Source organism: Streptomyces thioluteus, from assembly GCF_039535865.1.
The window spans coordinates 1-16,335 of sequence record NZ_BAAAXZ010000042.1; the positions used below are offsets into that span (position 1 = coordinate 1).

Annotated in this window: 14 protein-coding genes and 2 pseudogenes; 7 read left to right on the top strand and 9 right to left on the bottom strand. The window is 71.7% G+C overall.

Going from position 1 to position 16,335, the window contains the following annotated elements:
- The 6 genes and pseudogenes from ABD794_RS18590 to ABD794_RS18605 form a co-directional block, all read left to right on the top strand.
- Nucleotides 1-243, top strand: a pseudogene (locus ABD794_RS18590) (ketoacyl-synthetase C-terminal extension domain-containing protein); the annotation flags it as partial.
- Between the two features lie 208 nt (nucleotides 244-451).
- Nucleotides 452-733 carry an acyl carrier protein gene (locus ABD794_RS18595; protein ID WP_425585933.1) on the top strand — a complete coding sequence of 94 codons (282 nt, stop codon included), beginning with the start codon at nucleotides 452-454 and terminating at the stop codon, nucleotides 731-733.
- On the top strand, nucleotides 730-1,131 hold the full coding sequence (locus ABD794_RS18600) for a thioesterase domain-containing protein (protein ID WP_425585930.1): 402 nt from the start codon (nucleotides 730-732) through the stop codon (nucleotides 1,129-1,131). Before ABD794_RS18595 ends, ABD794_RS18600 begins: the two co-directional genes overlap by 4 nt.
- A gap of 258 nt (nucleotides 1,132-1,389) precedes the next feature.
- Entirely contained in the window at nucleotides 1,390-1,593 is a 204-nt protein-coding gene (locus ABD794_RS05690; protein ID WP_344961227.1) for a hypothetical protein, read from the top strand.
- A 137-nt stretch (nucleotides 1,594-1,730) separates the two neighbouring features.
- Complete coding sequence (locus tag ABD794_RS05695) at nucleotides 1,731-2,219, top strand: TetR/AcrR family transcriptional regulator (protein WP_344961229.1); 489 nt, start codon at nucleotides 1,731-1,733, stop codon at nucleotides 2,217-2,219.
- Complete coding sequence (locus ABD794_RS18605; protein WP_425585934.1) at nucleotides 2,132-2,344, top strand: TetR-like C-terminal domain-containing protein; 213 nt, start codon at nucleotides 2,132-2,134, stop codon at nucleotides 2,342-2,344. The genes ABD794_RS05695 and ABD794_RS18605 overlap by 88 nt, the downstream gene beginning before the upstream one ends.
- 112 nt (nucleotides 2,345-2,456) lie before the next feature.
- On the opposite strand, the gene ABD794_RS05700 is transcribed toward ABD794_RS18605, so the two are convergent.
- From ABD794_RS05700 to ABD794_RS05715, 4 genes and pseudogenes are all read right to left on the bottom strand, one after another.
- On the bottom strand, nucleotides 2,457-2,855 hold the full coding sequence (locus tag ABD794_RS05700) for a hypothetical protein (RefSeq protein ID WP_344961230.1): 399 nt from the start codon (nucleotides 2,853-2,855) through the stop codon (nucleotides 2,457-2,459).
- Nucleotides 2,852-3,707, bottom strand: a pseudogene (locus tag ABD794_RS05705) (IS5 family transposase). The gene ABD794_RS05700 and the pseudogene ABD794_RS05705 overlap by 4 nt, the downstream one beginning before the upstream one ends.
- Before the next feature lie 384 nt (nucleotides 3,708-4,091).
- Complete coding sequence (locus ABD794_RS05710) at nucleotides 4,092-4,700, bottom strand: TetR/AcrR family transcriptional regulator (protein WP_344961231.1); 609 nt, start codon at nucleotides 4,698-4,700, stop codon at nucleotides 4,092-4,094.
- Between the two features lie 48 nt (nucleotides 4,701-4,748).
- Nucleotides 4,749-6,158 (bottom strand): hypothetical protein, encoded by a 1,410-nt coding sequence (locus ABD794_RS05715; RefSeq protein WP_344961232.1) that lies wholly within the window; start codon nucleotides 6,156-6,158, stop codon nucleotides 4,749-4,751.
- Between the two features lie 353 nt (nucleotides 6,159-6,511).
- On the opposite strand from ABD794_RS05715, the gene ABD794_RS05720 reads away from it, so the two are divergent.
- A complete protein-coding gene (locus ABD794_RS05720; RefSeq protein ID WP_344961234.1) occupies nucleotides 6,512-6,712 on the top strand; it encodes a hypothetical protein in 201 nt (66 codons plus the stop codon).
- A 236-nt stretch (nucleotides 6,713-6,948) separates the two neighbouring features.
- Here the strand turns inward: ABD794_RS05720 and glgB are convergent, their stop codons facing one another.
- From glgB to ABD794_RS05745, 5 genes are all read right to left on the bottom strand, one after another.
- Nucleotides 6,949-9,195 (bottom strand): 1,4-alpha-glucan branching enzyme, encoded by a 2,247-nt coding sequence (glgB, locus tag ABD794_RS05725; RefSeq protein WP_425585935.1) that lies wholly within the window; start codon nucleotides 9,193-9,195, stop codon nucleotides 6,949-6,951.
- Nucleotides 9,196-9,283: 88 nt separating this feature from the next.
- On the bottom strand, nucleotides 9,284-10,720 hold the full coding sequence (locus ABD794_RS05730) for a maltokinase N-terminal cap-like domain-containing protein (RefSeq protein WP_344961235.1): 1,437 nt from the start codon (nucleotides 10,718-10,720) through the stop codon (nucleotides 9,284-9,286).
- A gap of 414 nt (nucleotides 10,721-11,134) precedes the next feature.
- Nucleotides 11,135-12,862 (bottom strand): maltose alpha-D-glucosyltransferase, encoded by a 1,728-nt coding sequence (treS, locus tag ABD794_RS05735; RefSeq protein ID WP_344961237.1) that lies wholly within the window; start codon nucleotides 12,860-12,862, stop codon nucleotides 11,135-11,137.
- Nucleotides 12,859-14,871, bottom strand: a complete 2,013-nt coding sequence (locus ABD794_RS05740; RefSeq protein WP_344961239.1) for an alpha-1,4-glucan--maltose-1-phosphate maltosyltransferase — start codon at nucleotides 14,869-14,871, stop codon at nucleotides 12,859-12,861. The genes treS and ABD794_RS05740 overlap by 4 nt, the downstream gene beginning before the upstream one ends.
- 508 nt (nucleotides 14,872-15,379) lie before the next feature.
- On the bottom strand, nucleotides 15,380-16,288 hold the full coding sequence (locus ABD794_RS05745; protein WP_344961241.1) for a helix-turn-helix domain-containing protein: 909 nt from the start codon (nucleotides 16,286-16,288) through the stop codon (nucleotides 15,380-15,382).
- Nucleotides 16,289-16,335: the final 47 nt, after the last annotated feature.

Consider the following 16,335-nt stretch of genomic DNA (forward strand, 5'->3'; position numbering starts at 1 on the left):
GCTGCGGCCGTCAGCTCCTTTGGGCTGGGCGGCACGAACGGCCACTGCGTCCTGGGGAGCCACCCGGTGGCGGAACGACCGCTGCCGGCGCCTGGCGCGACGTATGTTCTCGTCCTGTCCGCCCGGACAACCGAGGCGCTCACTCGGCAGGTCGAGCAGCTCAGATCCTGGCTCGACGATGCGCGGCCGCGGCTCGACGATCTCGCTTTCACGCTCGGCACAGGACGCGTGCGCTGGGAGGAGCGGCTTGCACTGGCCGGCCCGTACGCTGGAGGAGGCCCGCGCACGGGCTCGATGCCTTTCTGGCGAAGGGCGCGCGCGCCGGTGACCACGTGGCTGCCCGGGGCCTTCGTCGCAGGTGAACAGGTCTCGCCGGAGCAGCTCGGAGACTTCGCTGCCGCGATGAAAATGTCCCTGCCCACCTATCCTTTCGCGTCGCGCCGCCACTGGCTTGCTCCGGCCGTCACTGACGCCGCGCCTTCGGTGGTGGAGACATCCGGGTCGGCTCCGGAGGCCATCGGCCCCGAGGCCACCGCGTCAGAGGTGGAGGCGAAGGTCGTCCGCGTCCTCGAGAAGCTCCTGGGCATCGAGGAGATCGGTCCACGACGACGACTTCTTCGAGCTGGGCGGCGATTCCCTCGCTGCCGTCGACGCCGTCAGCGTTCTGCACGAAACGTATCAAGTGGATCTGGGCGTTGATGAGTTCGCGGACCTGCGCACGCCGCGGCGATGAGTGAGCACGTCGTGCAACTGCTCCGGGGGACGGCTTCCCGGTCCGTCACGGTCCGCGTGCGCGATGGCGTGGGCCCGCACTTGTTCCTTGTCTACCCGGCGGGCGGCACCAACTTCTGTTACTTCCGTCTCGCTGATCATCTGAGGTTTGACGGACCGCTCACCGCGTTCTCCTACCCTCGGGAACTTGACGACAGGACGGTGACGATCCGAGAGATCGCCAAGCTGTACATCGAGCACATACGGGCAGTGCAGCCGACAGGGCCGTACCGGCTTGCGGGCTACTCGTTCGGTGGCAACCTTGCTTTCGAGGTTCGCTCTTCAGCTGCAGCGGGCGGTGAGACGGTCTCAGGGTTTGTACCTCTTCGATGCGCACCCGCCGGAGGCGTACGTCGGTGAGTCTCTGACGGAGGAGGAGTTCCTGGGAGCTCTGCCGCAGATGATCGCGGTCGGTGATGCCGGACGCGAACATCGCGCGGGACGTAACTCCCCCGCGCACAATGGAGGAGGTGGTTGAGGTGCTCAGCACCCGGCCCGATTGGCTCGCCTCCAGTAAGGATGACCTCGTGAGGTTCGTGAAGACCTGGCGCCGTAACCACGAGGCACTCAAGGGCTATTACCCGGACGGGAAGGTGGAAGGACGGGTCGTGATCTTCGATGCCGAAGAACCCGCACCCGGAGGAGGAGGTGGCCCTGCTACGCATCAAACTGCTTGGCAAGGACTACTGGCGGACGCACCTCGTCGAGGATCCGACCGTGGTGCCGGTGCCCGGCAACCACTACACGATGTTCACCGATCTCAAGCTCGTGCCCCGCTTGGCCGCCGCGTTCCAGGCCGAACTGGACAGGCCCACAGCATGAGGCCGGGAAGTCGCCAGGTGTGAACCGGCCGTGGTAGAACGAAACGCAACGTTCTTACGTGCATTCGTGCGGCACCGCGGGTGACTCCTTCACGGCGCCGCGTGTAACCCCTTCCGGCGTCTGAGGGATTGAGGAGCATGGGTACGAAGCGCACGCTGACACGTATCGGCGATGATTCCGGCTTCAGCATGCGGGACTTGGAGGCCCGGAGGCGTATCCTGTCGGTCACCCATCAGATGCTCGTCACCCAAGGTTACATGCGCATGACGATCGGCGGTGTGGCAACCAACGCCGGGGTCGGCAAGGCGACTATCTACCGGACGTGGCCGAACAAACCCGCGCTCGTGTTGGAAGCCCTGCGCGACAGATTACCCGAGGTGCCCACGGCGGACCTCGGTGACAGCCGCGCGGAGATGCTTGCCACGGCGAGCACCTTGGCGAGCCTGTTCGGACTCTCCGAGGTCCGCTCGGCCTTGCCCGGTCTGATGCCGACACCACCGGCTCCCCCGATCTCGAGCGCAGTCTCCAGGACGAGCTCATCGGAGAGCGCAAAGATCTCTCCACGCGGTGCCTCCAGCGGGCGATCGAGCGGGGCGTCCTTCCGCCGGACGCAGACATTTCCATGATTCTGGACAGCTGGGCGGGCCTGATGCTTTTCAGGTGTCTGTTCTTCAGCCAGATCCTAGACGAGTCGGATGTAGAACTCCTCGTCGATGCGACGCTGGCCGCTCCGCTCCGCTTCCCCGCGTAGCCGCCGCGAATGTCAGTCACCTCGCGCCTTGTGGCGATGCGCGAGGTGAGCGTCTTGGCTGGCCTACGCACGCTGCCATGAATGCTCAACCAGGTTGAGGATTCAGTGGACGTTAAGTCCGTTTCTGGTAGCGGCCTCGTCCGGGGTGGGTGAGGAAGCCTTGGCGGGTGAGGCGTCCGAGGCGGGCGCGGGTGACGTTGACGGCGGCCTCGTCAGTGGGCATGCCGAGGAGTTCGTGCAGCTCACGGGCTCGGAACTCCTGGTCGGGGTACTGATTGAAGGCGTTCACGATGGCCTGGCAGGCGGTATTCGTCTCGGGCGGTTCGGAGTCTTCTCTTGCCGGTGCGAGTTCGGCGATGATCTTCCGGGTGGTGGCCAGGTCCTGCAGTCGTGCTTCGGTCTCGGCCAGGGCGGCGGTCAAGTGCTCGGTCTGGCCGCGTAGTTCACCGGCCCGGACGGTGGTCTCATCGTGCTGTGCCTGGAGATCGGCCAGGAGCTCGGTGATGTTCATGCGGCCAGCCCGAGGGTGTCGCGCCAGGCCGGGCTCGGGGTGGTGAGGCGGCGGGTCATGTTCGCGATGGAGGCCCAGCAGACGCGTGAGGCGGAGGTGTCGGGCCGGTGCTCGTACTCACGGGCCAGGCGCCGGTGCAGCATCAACGTGCCGTTGACCTGCTCCACGATCCACCTTTTCGGCTGCGGAATGAAGCCTTTGCCCTGGTCGTCGGGGTTGCGGCGGACGACCTCGACGCCGATGTCCAACAACACGCCATGGATGACGACTTCGTCCTTGAAGCCCTGGTCCACCAGGGCCTTCTCCAGGCGCATCCCGCACCGTTCGGCGGCCTGGCCGAGCAGGGCGGTGCCGGCGGCGTTGTCGTGGGTGGAGGCGGCCGGCACCACGACACCGATGACCAGCCCCAGAACATCCACGGCCAGTCCCCGCTTGCGCCCCGACACCCTTCTTGCTGGCGTCCAGCCCCGTCGTGGTCTTCGGGACACCCGCGGCCGCGCGCACGGACTGGGTGTCGGTGATCACGAGGGACGGGTCCTCTAATCGCCGGGCCCTCTCCCGCACCTGGCAGCGCAGGAGTTCCTGAATCCGCTGGTCAAGCCCGTCCCGGCGCCACAGACCGAAGTAGTAGAACACCGCCGACCAGGACGGCAGATCATGCGGGAGGTAGCGCCACTGGCAGCCCGTCCGGTTCTGGTAGAAGATCGCGTTCACGACCTCCCGCAGATCGCAGGATCCGGGATCCCCGGCCGCCGACCGTGCCACCCGGCCCTGTTTCCAGGCCGTGATCATCGGCTCGATCAACGACCACTGCTCGTCCGATAAGCCGCTGGGGTACGGCTCTCGTTCCATGCCCGCATCACAGCATGGACATGCCCAGCAGACGGCCTGCGCGCCGATCAGTACCTCGATCGAGCGATCACGAACCGAGGAAGATCGGACTTAACGTCCACTAAGAAGCCTTCGTGTTGGAAATCGTCACCTTGCCCCTGGGGCGCATCGTCGGCCTGCTCGGCATGGTGCTGAGGCCGGTGGTCGATGCCGTCGTAGCGGCACTCTGACTCGGCAAGCAGCATCGGACCGGCGGGCCGGCGGCGCGGAAGTCCGTGCGGGTCCTCGCCGGTGGCACGGACGGCGCGACGCCTGGACGCCGCCGTCCGTCTCTCCCCCGGTGCGAGCGGCAGCACGTGATCAGCGGCCGGGCTTGTTCCGGCGGGACCGGGGCTGAAGCCCTCCTCACCCCACCCGCACCCGAGCGACCAACTCCTCCGCCGCCCCCACCCGTACCCCCGCCGCCGTCAGCACCGTCACCGCCGCCGAGCGCCCCGCCTCCTCCGCCGGCAGCACGCCGTCGTTCACCGCGTGCATCAGCCCGAAGAGCACCTGCTCATGGACGTACGCCAGGGCCGCCGCCGGGAGGGGTGACGTGAAGTGGCCCGAGTCCAGGCCGCGTTGGAGCAGCGCCTCGCACTCCACCCGCACCGGCTCCAGGCGGCGGAGGATGCCTTCGACCGTCACACTGCGCTGGGCGAGGGAGACCAGCAGGCGGTAGCGGTCGGCGATCTCCCACATCGCGAGGACGCCGCGGGCGAGTTCCTCGCCGGGGTCGCCGGGGTCGGACACGGCCCGCAGCGCCGCGGCGCGGGCCGCGCCGACGGCCTCGGCCGCGTCGTCGACCAGGGCGGCGACGAGCGCGTCCCGGCTCGGGAAGTGCCCGTAGACCGTGCGCCGCACGACGCCCGCCGCGCGCGCGATCTGGTCCATGCTCGCCTCGGGGTCGCGCAGCAGCTCCGCGAGGGCGACGTCCAGGATGCGGCGGCGATTGGCGCCCGCTCTGCCGGTCATCGGTTTCTCTTCTCCTCGCCCCCGCGCGGTGTTCACCGCCGCAGTTTTTCACTCCGGTGTCAGGAGCGGGGCGGCGGGATCCGCGCCATGTACGGCCGTACGAACGGGCCGCCCAGGACGGGGGCGCGCCCGGGGGTGTCGAGCCGGATCACGGTCGACAGGCCGGTCGTCGTCGAGGGGCTCCGCGGGGGTCGCGACCCGGCCCGGCTGCGCCTCCTCCCCGGAGGCCGGCACCTCCCGGGCGAACGGCGGGAGTTGGGGAGCGGCGCAGACCTCGTCGAGCTTCCGCAGCAGGATCCCCAGCGCCTCCGCGTTCCCGCCGAGACGCAGGCGTTCCGCCAGGCTGTGCGCCTCCGTCGCCGGACGTTCGCGCGCGGCCCGGTCCAGCAGCCAGTCCACGTCCCGGTCCCGTCCGGTCTTCTGGAGGGCCGCCACCAGGGCGGGCACGTCCCCGACGGCCCGCACCCGGCCGGCCAGGGCGAGGATCTGCTGGTAGTCCGTGTCCTGCACCGCGTCCCGCAGCGCGCGGCCCACCTCCAGCACGCGCTCGGCCGGCGCGTTCCGGGCGATGATCACCCGGAGCCGGGTGGCGTACAGGTCGACCGGCTCGCCCGGCCGGAAGAGGGCGGCGAGTACGCCGGGCACCAGGGTCGCGGGGCGGCTGTGGGCGACGGCCGCCAGCACCAGCCCCGCGTCCGTCTCCCGCTCCTCGACGTGCAGGAGTTCCAGGGCGCGCCGGATGTATCCGGGGGTTCCCTCCAGGCCGAGCGTGGTGGCGATGCGGGCCGCCTCCGCGGCGCGGCCGTGCGTGCGGGCGTCCACCAGGGACGCCACCGTCACCAGCGGGGGCGTGTCCGACATGACCGTCCGGTCGTCCGGGGGCGGTGTGTCCGGTGGCGGCACGGCGGACTGTCCGGTGGACCGGACACCGGACGGAGTGCCGGGCGGTGCGCCGGACAGGACGCCGGACGGCCGATGGCGCCGCAGCCGCTCGTGGGACCGCCGCAGCCGGTCCGCCCGCGACCGGCGGACGCGGGAGCGCGCCTTCATCAGCTCCCTCTCCAGCAGCTCGGTCCGGGTCGGGGCCATGGGCAACTGCCCTGCGCCGTCCGGTTCCTGTCCGGTCGACGCGGGCGGCACGGGCGGGACGGGCGGGACGCCGCGGCGCCCGGAGGCGGCGCGGAGGCTCTCCCAGAGCGGGCGCGCGTCGTCCAGCATGCGAGCGCGCTCCGGGCCGTCGTGCGAGCACACGTCCGCCACGGCCTCGACGAAGTCCCACTGCGGATTCGCGCCCGCGAGCCGTTGCGAGACCGCGCTCCGTCCGGGTACGTGTCCGTCCAGGAAGTGCTCCGGCTCCAGCCTGTCGGTCAGCCCCCGTACGCTCAGCCCGGCCCGGTCCAGCCAGGAGCGCATCAGACGGGCGATCGCGTTGGCCTCGTCCGAGGTGCCGTGCAGCACTCCCCAGTGCCTTGTCCGCCTCCTTTCCTCGGCCAATGTCCCTCTCCTGTCTTCGCGATGGCAATGGATCTTGTCCGCGCTTGTCCGGCCGGATACCCGGACCGGTGGACCAGTGGATTCCGGCAAGCGAACCTCAACGGGAAGCCGACGTACCGGGAGACCCGATGGATCTCATACTCAAGCACGCCCCGCGCCACCGGCGCACGGGGGCACCGGCCAACTCCGGGTGGAATCAGGGCAGTACACCGGAATGTCGCACGAGTGAACGAAGTGGGACGGCGGTTGCCACTTCCGGGGTCACCCGCACGCGGGACGCCGCATCACCCGCAACCAGCATCGTCATGGAGAAGCGCATGTCTCGCACCGAACCGCAACAGTGGATCGAAGTCGCCGTCGGCCTCAGGGTGTTCGGCCCGGACGCGTACCGGCTGCTGCGCCGGCTGCTCGCCCTCGCCGTGCAGGTCGGCATCGCCGGACTGGTCGGCGGAGGGCGGCACTCGGCCCCGCCTCCCCCTCCGCCGCCGTCCTGCCGGCACGGGGGCGACCATGACTGACCGCGCGCCCGCGGACGCGCTGGCGTTCCGGGCCTTCCGGCTGGCCCACCGGGACGGCTACCTGCGCTTCGCCACCGACCGGCTGGGCTCGGAGGCCGAGGCCGAGGCGGCCGTGGAGCGGGCCTTCGAAGCCATCCGGGATGCCTGGCCCGGGATGCTGCGCATGGCCCATCTGGAGCGTCACGCCCAAGAGTTGCTCGTCCGGTACGTCGACGCAAAGGCCCCGCGAGGGGGCGTCACACGGCCCGCAGCCACACCGTCGCCAGCGGCGGCAGCGTCAGTTCCACGCTCGTCGGCTGCCCGTGCCGCCGCACCGGACGCGCCTTGACCGGGTCCGGGTTGGCCACCCCGCCGCCCCCGTAGCGCGCCGCGTCCGTGTTGAGGCACTCCTCCCAGAGGGCGTGCCGGCCGGGCACGCCGAGCCCGTAGGCGTGCCGGACGACGGGGGAGAAGTTGCTCACCGCCAGCAGCGGCGGGCCGTCGTCGGCGAACCGCAGGAAGGCCAGGACGTTGTCCTCGGCCGCGTCGCCGACGACCCAGGCGAAGCCCTCCGGGCGGGTGTCCCGTTCCCAGAGGGCGGGCGTGGCGCGGTAGACCGCGTTGAGGTCGCGCACCAGGTCCCGCACGCCCCGGTGATCGGCCTCGGCGGCGTACGAGGGGTCCAGCAGCCACCAGTCCGGGCCGTGCCCCTCGGACCACTCCGCCCCCTGGGCGAACTCCTGCCCCATGAAGAGCAGTTGCTTGCCCGGGTGGGCCCACATGAAGCCCAGGAAGGCCCGGTGGTCGGCGCGCTGCTGCCACCAGTCGCCCGGCATCTTGGAGACCAGCGACCGCTTGCCGTGCACCACCTCGTCGTGCGAGATCGGCAGGACGTAGTTCTCGCTGTACGCGTAGACCATGGCGAAGGTCATCTGCCCGTGGTGGTACTTGCGGTGGACCGGCTCCTTGGTCATGTACTCCAGGGAGTCGTGCATCCAGCCCATGTTCCACTTCAGCCCGAACCCCAGCCCGCCGAAGCCGCCGGGGCCCTCGTGGTGGGTGGCCCGGGTGACTCCGTCCCAGGCGGTGGACTCCTCGGCGACGGTCACCACGCCCGGGCAGCGCCGGTAGACGGTGGCGTTCATCTCCTGGAGGAAGCCCACCGCGTCCAGGTTCTCCCGCCCGCCGTGCGCGTTGGGCGTCCACTGGCCCGGCCCGCGCGAGTAGTCGAGGTAGAGCATGGAGGCCACCGCGTCCACCCGCAGGCCGTCGACGTGGTACTCCTCGCACCAGTACACGGCGTTCGCCACCAGGAAGTTGCGCACCTCCGTGCGGCCGTAGTCGAACTCCAGCGTCCCCCAGTCGGGATGGGCCGCCCGCAACGGGTCCGCCGGCTCGTACAGCGGACGTCCGTCGAACTCGGCGAGCGCCCAGTCGTCCCGCGGGAAGTGCGCCGGCACCCAGTCCACCAGCACCCCGATGCCCGCCCGGTGCAGGGCGTCCACCAGGTACTTGAAGTCGTCGGGCGTGCCCAGCCGGGCGGTCGGCGCGTAGAAGCCGGTGACCTGGTAGCCCCACGAGCCCCCGAAGGGGTGCTCCGCCACCGGCAGGAACTCCACGTGCGTGAAGCCCAGGTCCTTCACATACGCGGGGAGTTGCTCGGCCAGCCGGCGGTAGTCCAGCCCCGGGCGCCAGGACGGCAGGTGCACCTCGTAGACGGAGAACGGCGCCGCGTGCACCGGGCGGGCGCCGCGCCGGGCCATCCACGCCTCGTCCCGCCAGACGTGGTGCGAGGCGTGCACCACCGACGCGGTGGCGGGCGGCGCCTCGGTGCGCCGGGCCATCGGGTCCGCGCGCAGGGTGTGGGAGCCGTCCGGGCGCGTGAGGTCGAACTTGTACAGCTCGCCCTCGCCCAGCCCCGGGACGAAGAGCTCCCACACGCCCGTCGCGCCCAGCGAGCGCATCGGATGGGCGGTGCCGTCCCAGTAGTTGAAGTCCCCGGCCACCCGCACCCCGAGCGCGTTCGGCGCCCACACGGTGAACCGCGTCCCGGCCGTGCCCTGGTGGATCATCGGCTCCGCCCCGAGCGCCCGCCACAGCTGCTCGTGCCGTCCCTCGCCGATCAGGTGCAGGTCCAGCTCGCCGAGGGCGGGCAGGAAGCGGTACGGGTCCTCGGTCTCCAGCTCGGCGTCCTCGTAGACGACGTGCAGCCGGTACGCCGGGACGTCCTTGAGCGGCAGCAGCCCGGCGAAGAACCCGTCCCCCTCCGGGAGCAGCGCGGCCCGCAGCCCCTCGGCGACGACGGTCACCGACCGTGCGTGCGGCCGCAGCGCCCGGATCGCGACGCCGCCCGCCGTCGGATGCGCGCCCAGCAGGGCGTGCGGATCGTGGTGCGCGCCGCCGAGCAGCCGCGCGCGTTCCTCCTCGGCGGGGCGCGGGGCGGGCCGCACGCCCCGGGGACCGGCCGGCGCGGACGGGATGCCGGCGCGCCGGCTGCCGGGCAGGAAGGTGGCGGGGACATGGCCGGGCCGGGGGTCGCGGGACGGCGGTCGAGCGGTCACGGGGGGCTCCTCCAGGGGGAGTCGGTGGTGGTCAGGGACGCGCCGCGCCGTCGGCCCGGGCGGCGAGGCGGGCGATCGCGGCGAGCGGGACGGGCAGCCAGTCCGGGCGGTGCCGGGCCTCGTACACCACCTCGTAGACCGCCTTGTCCGTCTCGTGCGCCCGCAGCAGCCAGGGGTCCTCGCCCGGGCCGGGCCGGCCGGCGGCGTACCCCTCGCGGAACGCCTCGCGGGCGCGCGCGGCCCAGGTGCCGCCCGCGCGGCCGACCGCCGCGGCGTAGTCGAACGAGCGGAGCATGCCCGCGACGTCCTGCTCGACGGGCTGCGGCCGGCGCCGCTCGGCGAGCGGCCGGGCCGGTTCGCCCTCGAAGTCGATCAGCGACCAGCGGCCGTCGGCGGCGGTGCGCAGGGCCTGGCCCAGGTGCAGATCGCCGTGGACCCGCTGGGCGCGCCGGGTGGTCACGGCGGCCTGGTGCGCGGTGAGTTCGTCGTACGCGGCCCGCAGCGCGTGGCGGTAGGGGCGCAGGGCCGGGACGACCTCGGCGGCGGCGTCGAGGCGCCGGTGCATGGCGTCGGCGATGCGCCGGAGGCGTTCGTGGTGCAGGACGGTGGTGGGCAGGGCGGTGGCGAGGGCGTGGTGGACCTCGGCGGTCGCGTGGCCGAGGGCGCGGGCGGAGGCGGTGAAGTCCGCCCGGACGGCGAGGGCGCCGAGGGCGAGCTGCCAGCCGTCGGCGGAGCCGGCCAGGTAGGGCTGGAGGATCCCGAGCGTCATCGGCTCGTCGCCCTCGGGGGCGTCGGCCTCGAACCAGGCGGCGGGGGCGGGGACCCGGGTGCAGCCGGAACGGGCGAGGGCCCGGGGGAGTTCGAGGTCCGGGTTGATGCCGGGGCCGACGCGGCGGAAGAGCTTGAGGATGTACGTGTCGCCGTAGACCACCGAGGAGTTGGACTGCTCGGCGTCCAGCGGCCGGGGCACGAGCCCGGTGGGGATCTCGGCGTCCGGCTCGCGGCCGAAGCGCAGGGGGCCCAGGCGTCCCGGGACGCGCAGCCGTTCCAGCAGGAGGGCCGCGAGCCGGGGGTCGGCGAGCGCCTCGTAGACGGCGCGGCCGCGCAGCGGGCCGTCGTCGGGGCGGCCGATGAGGGCGGGGGCGAGCCGGTGCGGCAGCAGGTCCTGGACGCCGAGGAGCAGTTGGTAGCAGTCGTCGGTGCCGGCGGCGGGCTGGTGGGCGCGGACCAGCAGGTGGAGCAGGCCGGGGGCGGTGCCGGTGGGCGGCAGGATCTCGGCGGCGGTGACGAGGGTGAATCCGGTGACGGGGCTGCCCTTGCCGGCGAACCAGCGCTGCCGGGGCAGCCACTGGGCGAGCAGCGGGGCGAGCGAGGGGAGTGGCTCCGGGCCGGAGGGGCCGGACGGTGGCGGCCCCGGGCTCGCCGTCCGGTGGAGGGCCTCGTGGCGGGGCGGTGCAGCGTCCGACATGGCGTCGCGTCCTTTCCCCGGGGCACACGACGGATGGGGCACGGTGTCCCGGATTGCGGCTTTGGCCAGTGTGCGGTGCGTGGGGGGTCCCCCGCCGAATGCGGCGGGAGTGTCTCGCCAGGATCGTCCGTGCGGCACTGCGTATTCCGGGTCCGGGGGGCAACCCCCGGGCCCCCGGCCGGAGTCGTGGGCCCGTCGGCTGCCGGACCGGGCGTACTTCCCGGGGCGACCTCCGGACTTCCGGCCGGACCGTGGGCCCACGGGTTGCCGGACCGGCTGCGTTTTCCCGGGGACCGGGGCGAGCCATAGTAGGGAGCGTGCCCCGGGCTCGGGCCGGGAAACCGCCGTGCGCGCCGGGCCGGGCCGCCGCGCACGAGGCGGTGCTCACGAGGCGGTGCTCACGAGGCGGTGCGGTCAGGCTCCGGCGGGCGGCACCGTGCGGCGCAGCCGGAACCAGTAGAAGCCGTGGCCCGCCAGCGTCAGCAGGTACGGCAGTTCGCCGATGGCCGGGAAGCGGACGCCGCCGATGAGCTCCACCGGGTGGCGGCCGTTGAACGCCCGCAGATCGAGCTCGGTCGGCTGTGCGAAGCGGGAGAAATTGTTCACGCACAGGACGAGGTCGTCCGTCCCGTCCCGCTGCGGCGCTTCCCGCAGGAAGGCCAGCACCGCCGGGTTGCTCGACTGGAGTTCGGTGTACGAGCCGATCCCGAACGCGTGGTTCTGCTTGCGGATCTCGATCATCCGCCGGGTCCAGTGCAGCAGCGACGACGGACTGCTCATCGCCGCCTCGACGTTGGTGACCTGGTAGCCGTAGACCGGGTCCATGATGGTCGGCAGGAACAGCCGGCCCGGGTCGCAGGAGGAGAACCCGGCGTTGCGGTCGGGCGTCCACTGCATCGGGGTGCGCACCCCGTCGCGGTCGCCCAGCCAGATGTTGTCGCCCATGCCGATCTCGTCCCCGTAGTAGAGGATCGGCGAGCCGGGCAGGGACAGCAGCAGCGCGGTGAACAGCTCGATCTGGTTGCGGTCGTTGTCGAGCAGCGGGGCCAGCCGGCGCCGGATGCCGATGTTGGCGCGCATCCGGGGATCCTTGGCGTACTCCGCGTACATGTAGTCGCGTTCCTCGTCGGTGACCATCTCCAGCGTCAGCTCGTCGTGGTTGCGCAGGAAGATGCCCCACTGGCAGCCGGACGGGATGGCCGGGGTCTTGGCGAGGACCTCGGAGACCGGGTAGCGCGACTCGCGGCGCACGGCCATGAAGATCCGCGGCATGACGGGGAAGTGGAACGCCATGTGGCACTCGTCGCCGCCCCGGCTGAAGTCGCCGAAGTAGTCGACCACGTCCTCCGGCCACTGGTTGGCCTCGGCCAGCAGCACTGTGTCCGGGTAGTGGGCGTCGATCTCGGCGCGGACGCGCTTGAGGAAGGCGTGCGAGCGCGGCAGGTTCTCGCAGTTGGTGCCCTCCTCGGCGAAGAGGTAGGGCACGGCGTCCAGCCGGAAGCCGTCGATGCCCAGGTCCAGCCAGAACCGCAGGGCCGCGAGGATCTCCTCCTGGACCGCCGGGTTCTCGTAGTTGAGGTCCGGCTGGTGGGAGAAGAACCGGTGCCAGTAGTACTGCTTGCGGACCGGGTCGAAGGTCCAGTTGGACGTCTCGGTGTCGATGAAGATGATCCGCGCGTCCTGGTACTGCTTGTCGTCGTCGGCCCAGACGTAGTAGTCGCCGTACGGGCCGTCGGGGTCGGTGCGGGACTGCTGGAACCAGTCGTGCTGATCGCTCGTATGGTTCATGACAAAGTCGATGATGACCCGCATCCCGCGCTGGTGGGCCGCGTCCACGAACTCGACGAAGTCCGCCAGGTCGCCGAACTCGGGCAGCACGGAGGTGTAGTCCGAGACGTCGTAGCCGCCGTCGCGCAGCGGCGACTGGAAGAACGGCGGCAGCCACAGGCAGTCGACGCCGAGCCACTGGAGGTAGTCCAGCTTGGCCGTCAGCCCTTTCAGGTCCCCGATGCCGTCGCCGTCGCTGTCCTGGAAGGACCGTACGAGGACCTCGTAGAACACCGCGCGCTTGAACCAGTCGGGATCCCGGTCCTTCGCGGGAGTGTCCTCGAACGTGTCCGGTACGGGCTCATTGACGATCATGGTGTGGGTGACCCTCCGATCGGTGAGGACGGTCGCAGCGAGAACACGTGCGCGGGCGCGATCGAGCGGCCCGGCTCAAGGCGCACATAGTTGTCCCTGCCCCAGTGATAGGTCTCGCCGGTGAGCTCGTCGCGCACCGGGACGGACTCGTGCCAGTCGAGGCCGAGATCCGGCATGTCCAACGAGACCGTCGCCTCCTGGGTGTGGTGGGGGTCGAGGTTGACGACCGTGAGTACGCAGTCGCCGCAGGGGCCGCCGGTGCGCTTGGAGTAGGCGATGACCGCGTCGTTGTCGGCGCGGTGGAAGCGCAGATTGCGCAGCCGGCGCAGAGCCGGGTGCCGTCGCCGCAGCCGGTTGAGCACGGTGATCAGGGGAGCCAGGCTGCGCCCTTCGCGCTCGGCCGACTCCCAGTCCCGCGGCCGCAGTTGGTATTTCTCGGAGTCCAGGTACTCCTCGCTCCCCGGGTGCGCGGGGACGTTCTCGCACAGCTCGTAGCCGGCGTAGACGCCCCACGAGGGGGAGAGCGTGGCGGCGAGCACGGCGCGGATCTCGAAGGCCGCCCGGCCGCCGTCCTGGAGGTAGGCGTGCAGGATGTCGGGGGTGTTGACGAAGAGGTTGGGGCGCATCACCGCCGCCGCGTCGCGCGACAGCTCCGTGAGGTAATCGGTCAGCTCCTGCTTGGTGTTGCGCCAGGTGAAGTAGGTGTACGACTGCTGGAAGCCGATGGCGCCGAGCGTGCGCATCATCGCGGGCCGGGTGAACGCCTCGGCCAGGAACACCACATCGGGATCGGTGCGGCCGATGTCCGCGATGACCTTCTCCCAGAAGGCCACCGGCTTGGTGTGCGGATTGTCCACCCGGAAGATCCGCACGCCGTGGCCCATCCAGAGGCGCAGCAGCCGCAGCGTCTCCCGGACCAGGCCGTCGAAGTCGGCGTCGAAGGCGATCGGATAGATGTCCTGGTACTTCTTGGGCGGGTTCTCCGCGTACGCGATGGAGCCGTCCGCCCGGTGGTGGAACCACTCCGGGTGCTTCTCCACCCAGGGGTGGTCCGGGGAGCACTGGAGGGCGAAGTCGAGGGCGACCTCCATGCGCAGCTCGCGCGCCCGGGCCACGAAGTGGTCGAAGTCCTCGAAGGTGCCGAGGTCCGGGTGGATGGCGTCGTGCCCGCCCTCCGCCGAGCCGATCGCCCAGGGGCTGCCCACGTCGTAAGGGCCCGCGCTCAGCGCGTTGTTGGGGCCCTTGCGGAAGGCGGTGCCGATGGGGTGGACCGGGGGGAGGTAGACGACGTCGAAGCCCATCGCGGCCACCGCCGGGAGCCGCCCCGCCGCCGTGCGGAACGTCCCGCCGCGCGGCGGGAGGCCCTTCTCGGCGTCCTCGACGACCGCGCCCTCCGAGCGCGGGAACAGCTCGTACCACGAGCCGTACAGCGCCCGTTCGCGCTCGACGAGCAGCGGCACGGGCCGCGTCGTCGTCACCAGTTCGCGCAGCGGATGGTCCGCCAGGGCCGTGGAGACGGCGGGGGCGAGCGCCGCGGCGAGGCGGTCGGCGACCGGACGGTGCGCGTCCCGCAGGGCGTCCACCGCGGCCAGCACCGCCTCCCGGCCCCCGTTCTTGGGCACCCCGGAGGCCGCCCGCTCGTACAGCCGGGCGCCCTCCTCCAGCACGAGGTCCGTGTCGATGCCCGCCGGGATCTTGATCCGTGCCGCGTGCCGCCAGGTGGTGACCGGGTCGCTCCACGCCTCCACCGCGTACGTCCAGCGGCCCTCCGCGTCCGGGGTCACCTCGGCGCCCCAGCGGTCGGTGCCCGGCGCCAGTTCGCGCATCGGTGTCCAGGGGCCGCACCGGCCCGTCGCGTCCCGCAGCACCACATTGGCGCCCACCGCGTCATGGCCTTCGCGGAAGACCGTCGCGGTGACCTCGAAGGACTCGCCGGCCACGGCCTTCGCGGGTCTGCGGCCGCAGTCCACGAGGGGGGCGAGGTCCTGGACGGGAATGCGACCGATCATGCAATCACCTGGGGTCCGAGAAAAACCGGAGGCAAGGCCCGGAAGCTGACATGGGATCTGGCGCGTTCTGTTCTTTCTATCCGCTGCCCCGGCACCCGGCCGGACGCGGGCATGCGTGCACCTGCCCGCATTCACCCGGGTGGGCGGCGGAAAACCTGACGAGCGGAAGAAGCGGAATCACACAAGAGGTTCTGTCCAGGGTCGTGCGCGCGGAGGAGAGGGTCGGGTACACCCGGGGAGCTTTCCCACCTGGCCCTGGCGGGCATGCCCGCAACGCCCGGCCTACCGGTGCGTAGTTCCCCTGGCACCGCCCGGCGCAGGCGGCGGGACCTCCGTCACTCGTAGGGAGTCTCCCCGCTGGGCCGATCGTGTGCAATGTGACGAAAGGGGGTAGCCGACGGCCGGATGGGGGAATGGCGTCGCGGCCCGGTCTTCGAAGGCCGTAGCGACTTCTGGCCTTCGAACACCCTGGTGTAGGCGGGGCGTATTTCTCCCTCGTACCGGCGCATCAGCGCACGGTCGGCTGCTGGCGGTCGTGTTCCACGCGCGGCGCCGGTGCCGTCAGGGTGGAGGTCAGCAGCCGCAGCGCCGCCTCCGACGGCGAACCGGGCTCGGCGCTGTACGCCAGCACCGACTGCGCCGCCGCCCCCTCCGCGGCCGGCGCCCGCAGCATCTCGTACGACAGGGTCATGGCGCCCACCAGCGGATGGTGGAACTCCTTCGTCCCACTCGTGCACGACAGCACCTTGTGACGCGCCCATATCGCGGTGAACTCCGGGCTCTTCATGGACAGTTCGCCGATCAGCTCCGCCAGCGCCCGGTCCTCCGGGTGCTCGCCGACCTCCAGCCGCAGCGCCGCCACCGCCCGCCGGGCCTCCAGCTCCCACCGCGGGTACAGCTCCCGCGCGTGCGGGTCCAGGAACAGCATCCGCTGGGCGTTGGGCCGCGTCGCCGGCCGCGCCGGGGCGTCCGCCGCCAGGTGCCCGCCCGTCAGCGCGTGCCCCAGCGGGTTCCAGTGCAGGACGTCGTAGCGGTGGTCCAGGACGATCACCGGGACGACCTCGCCCATCGCCTCGGCGAGCCGGCGCACCCCGGGCCGCACGACCGCCGCGCGCGGCGCGGGCCGCCGGACCGCCCGCCCGGGCCGGGCCAGGTTCCGCAGGTGCGCGTGCTCGTCCGCGTCCAGCCGCAGCGCCCGCGCCAGCGCGTCCAGCACCCCGTCCGAGGCGTTGGCCGACTGCCCCTGCTCCAGCCGGGTGTAGTACGCCGTGCTGACCCCCGCCAGCAGCGCCAGCTCCTCCCGCCGCAGCCCCGGCACCCTGCGCTGCCCTCCGTAGAACGGCAGGCCCACGTCCTCGGGGCGCAGCATGGCGCGCCGGGTGCGCAGGAAGTTCCCCAGTTCGGCAGGTGTGTCCATGGGGCACAGTCAAGCGTGTACGCGCGCCGGGTGCCTGCCCCTGCCAG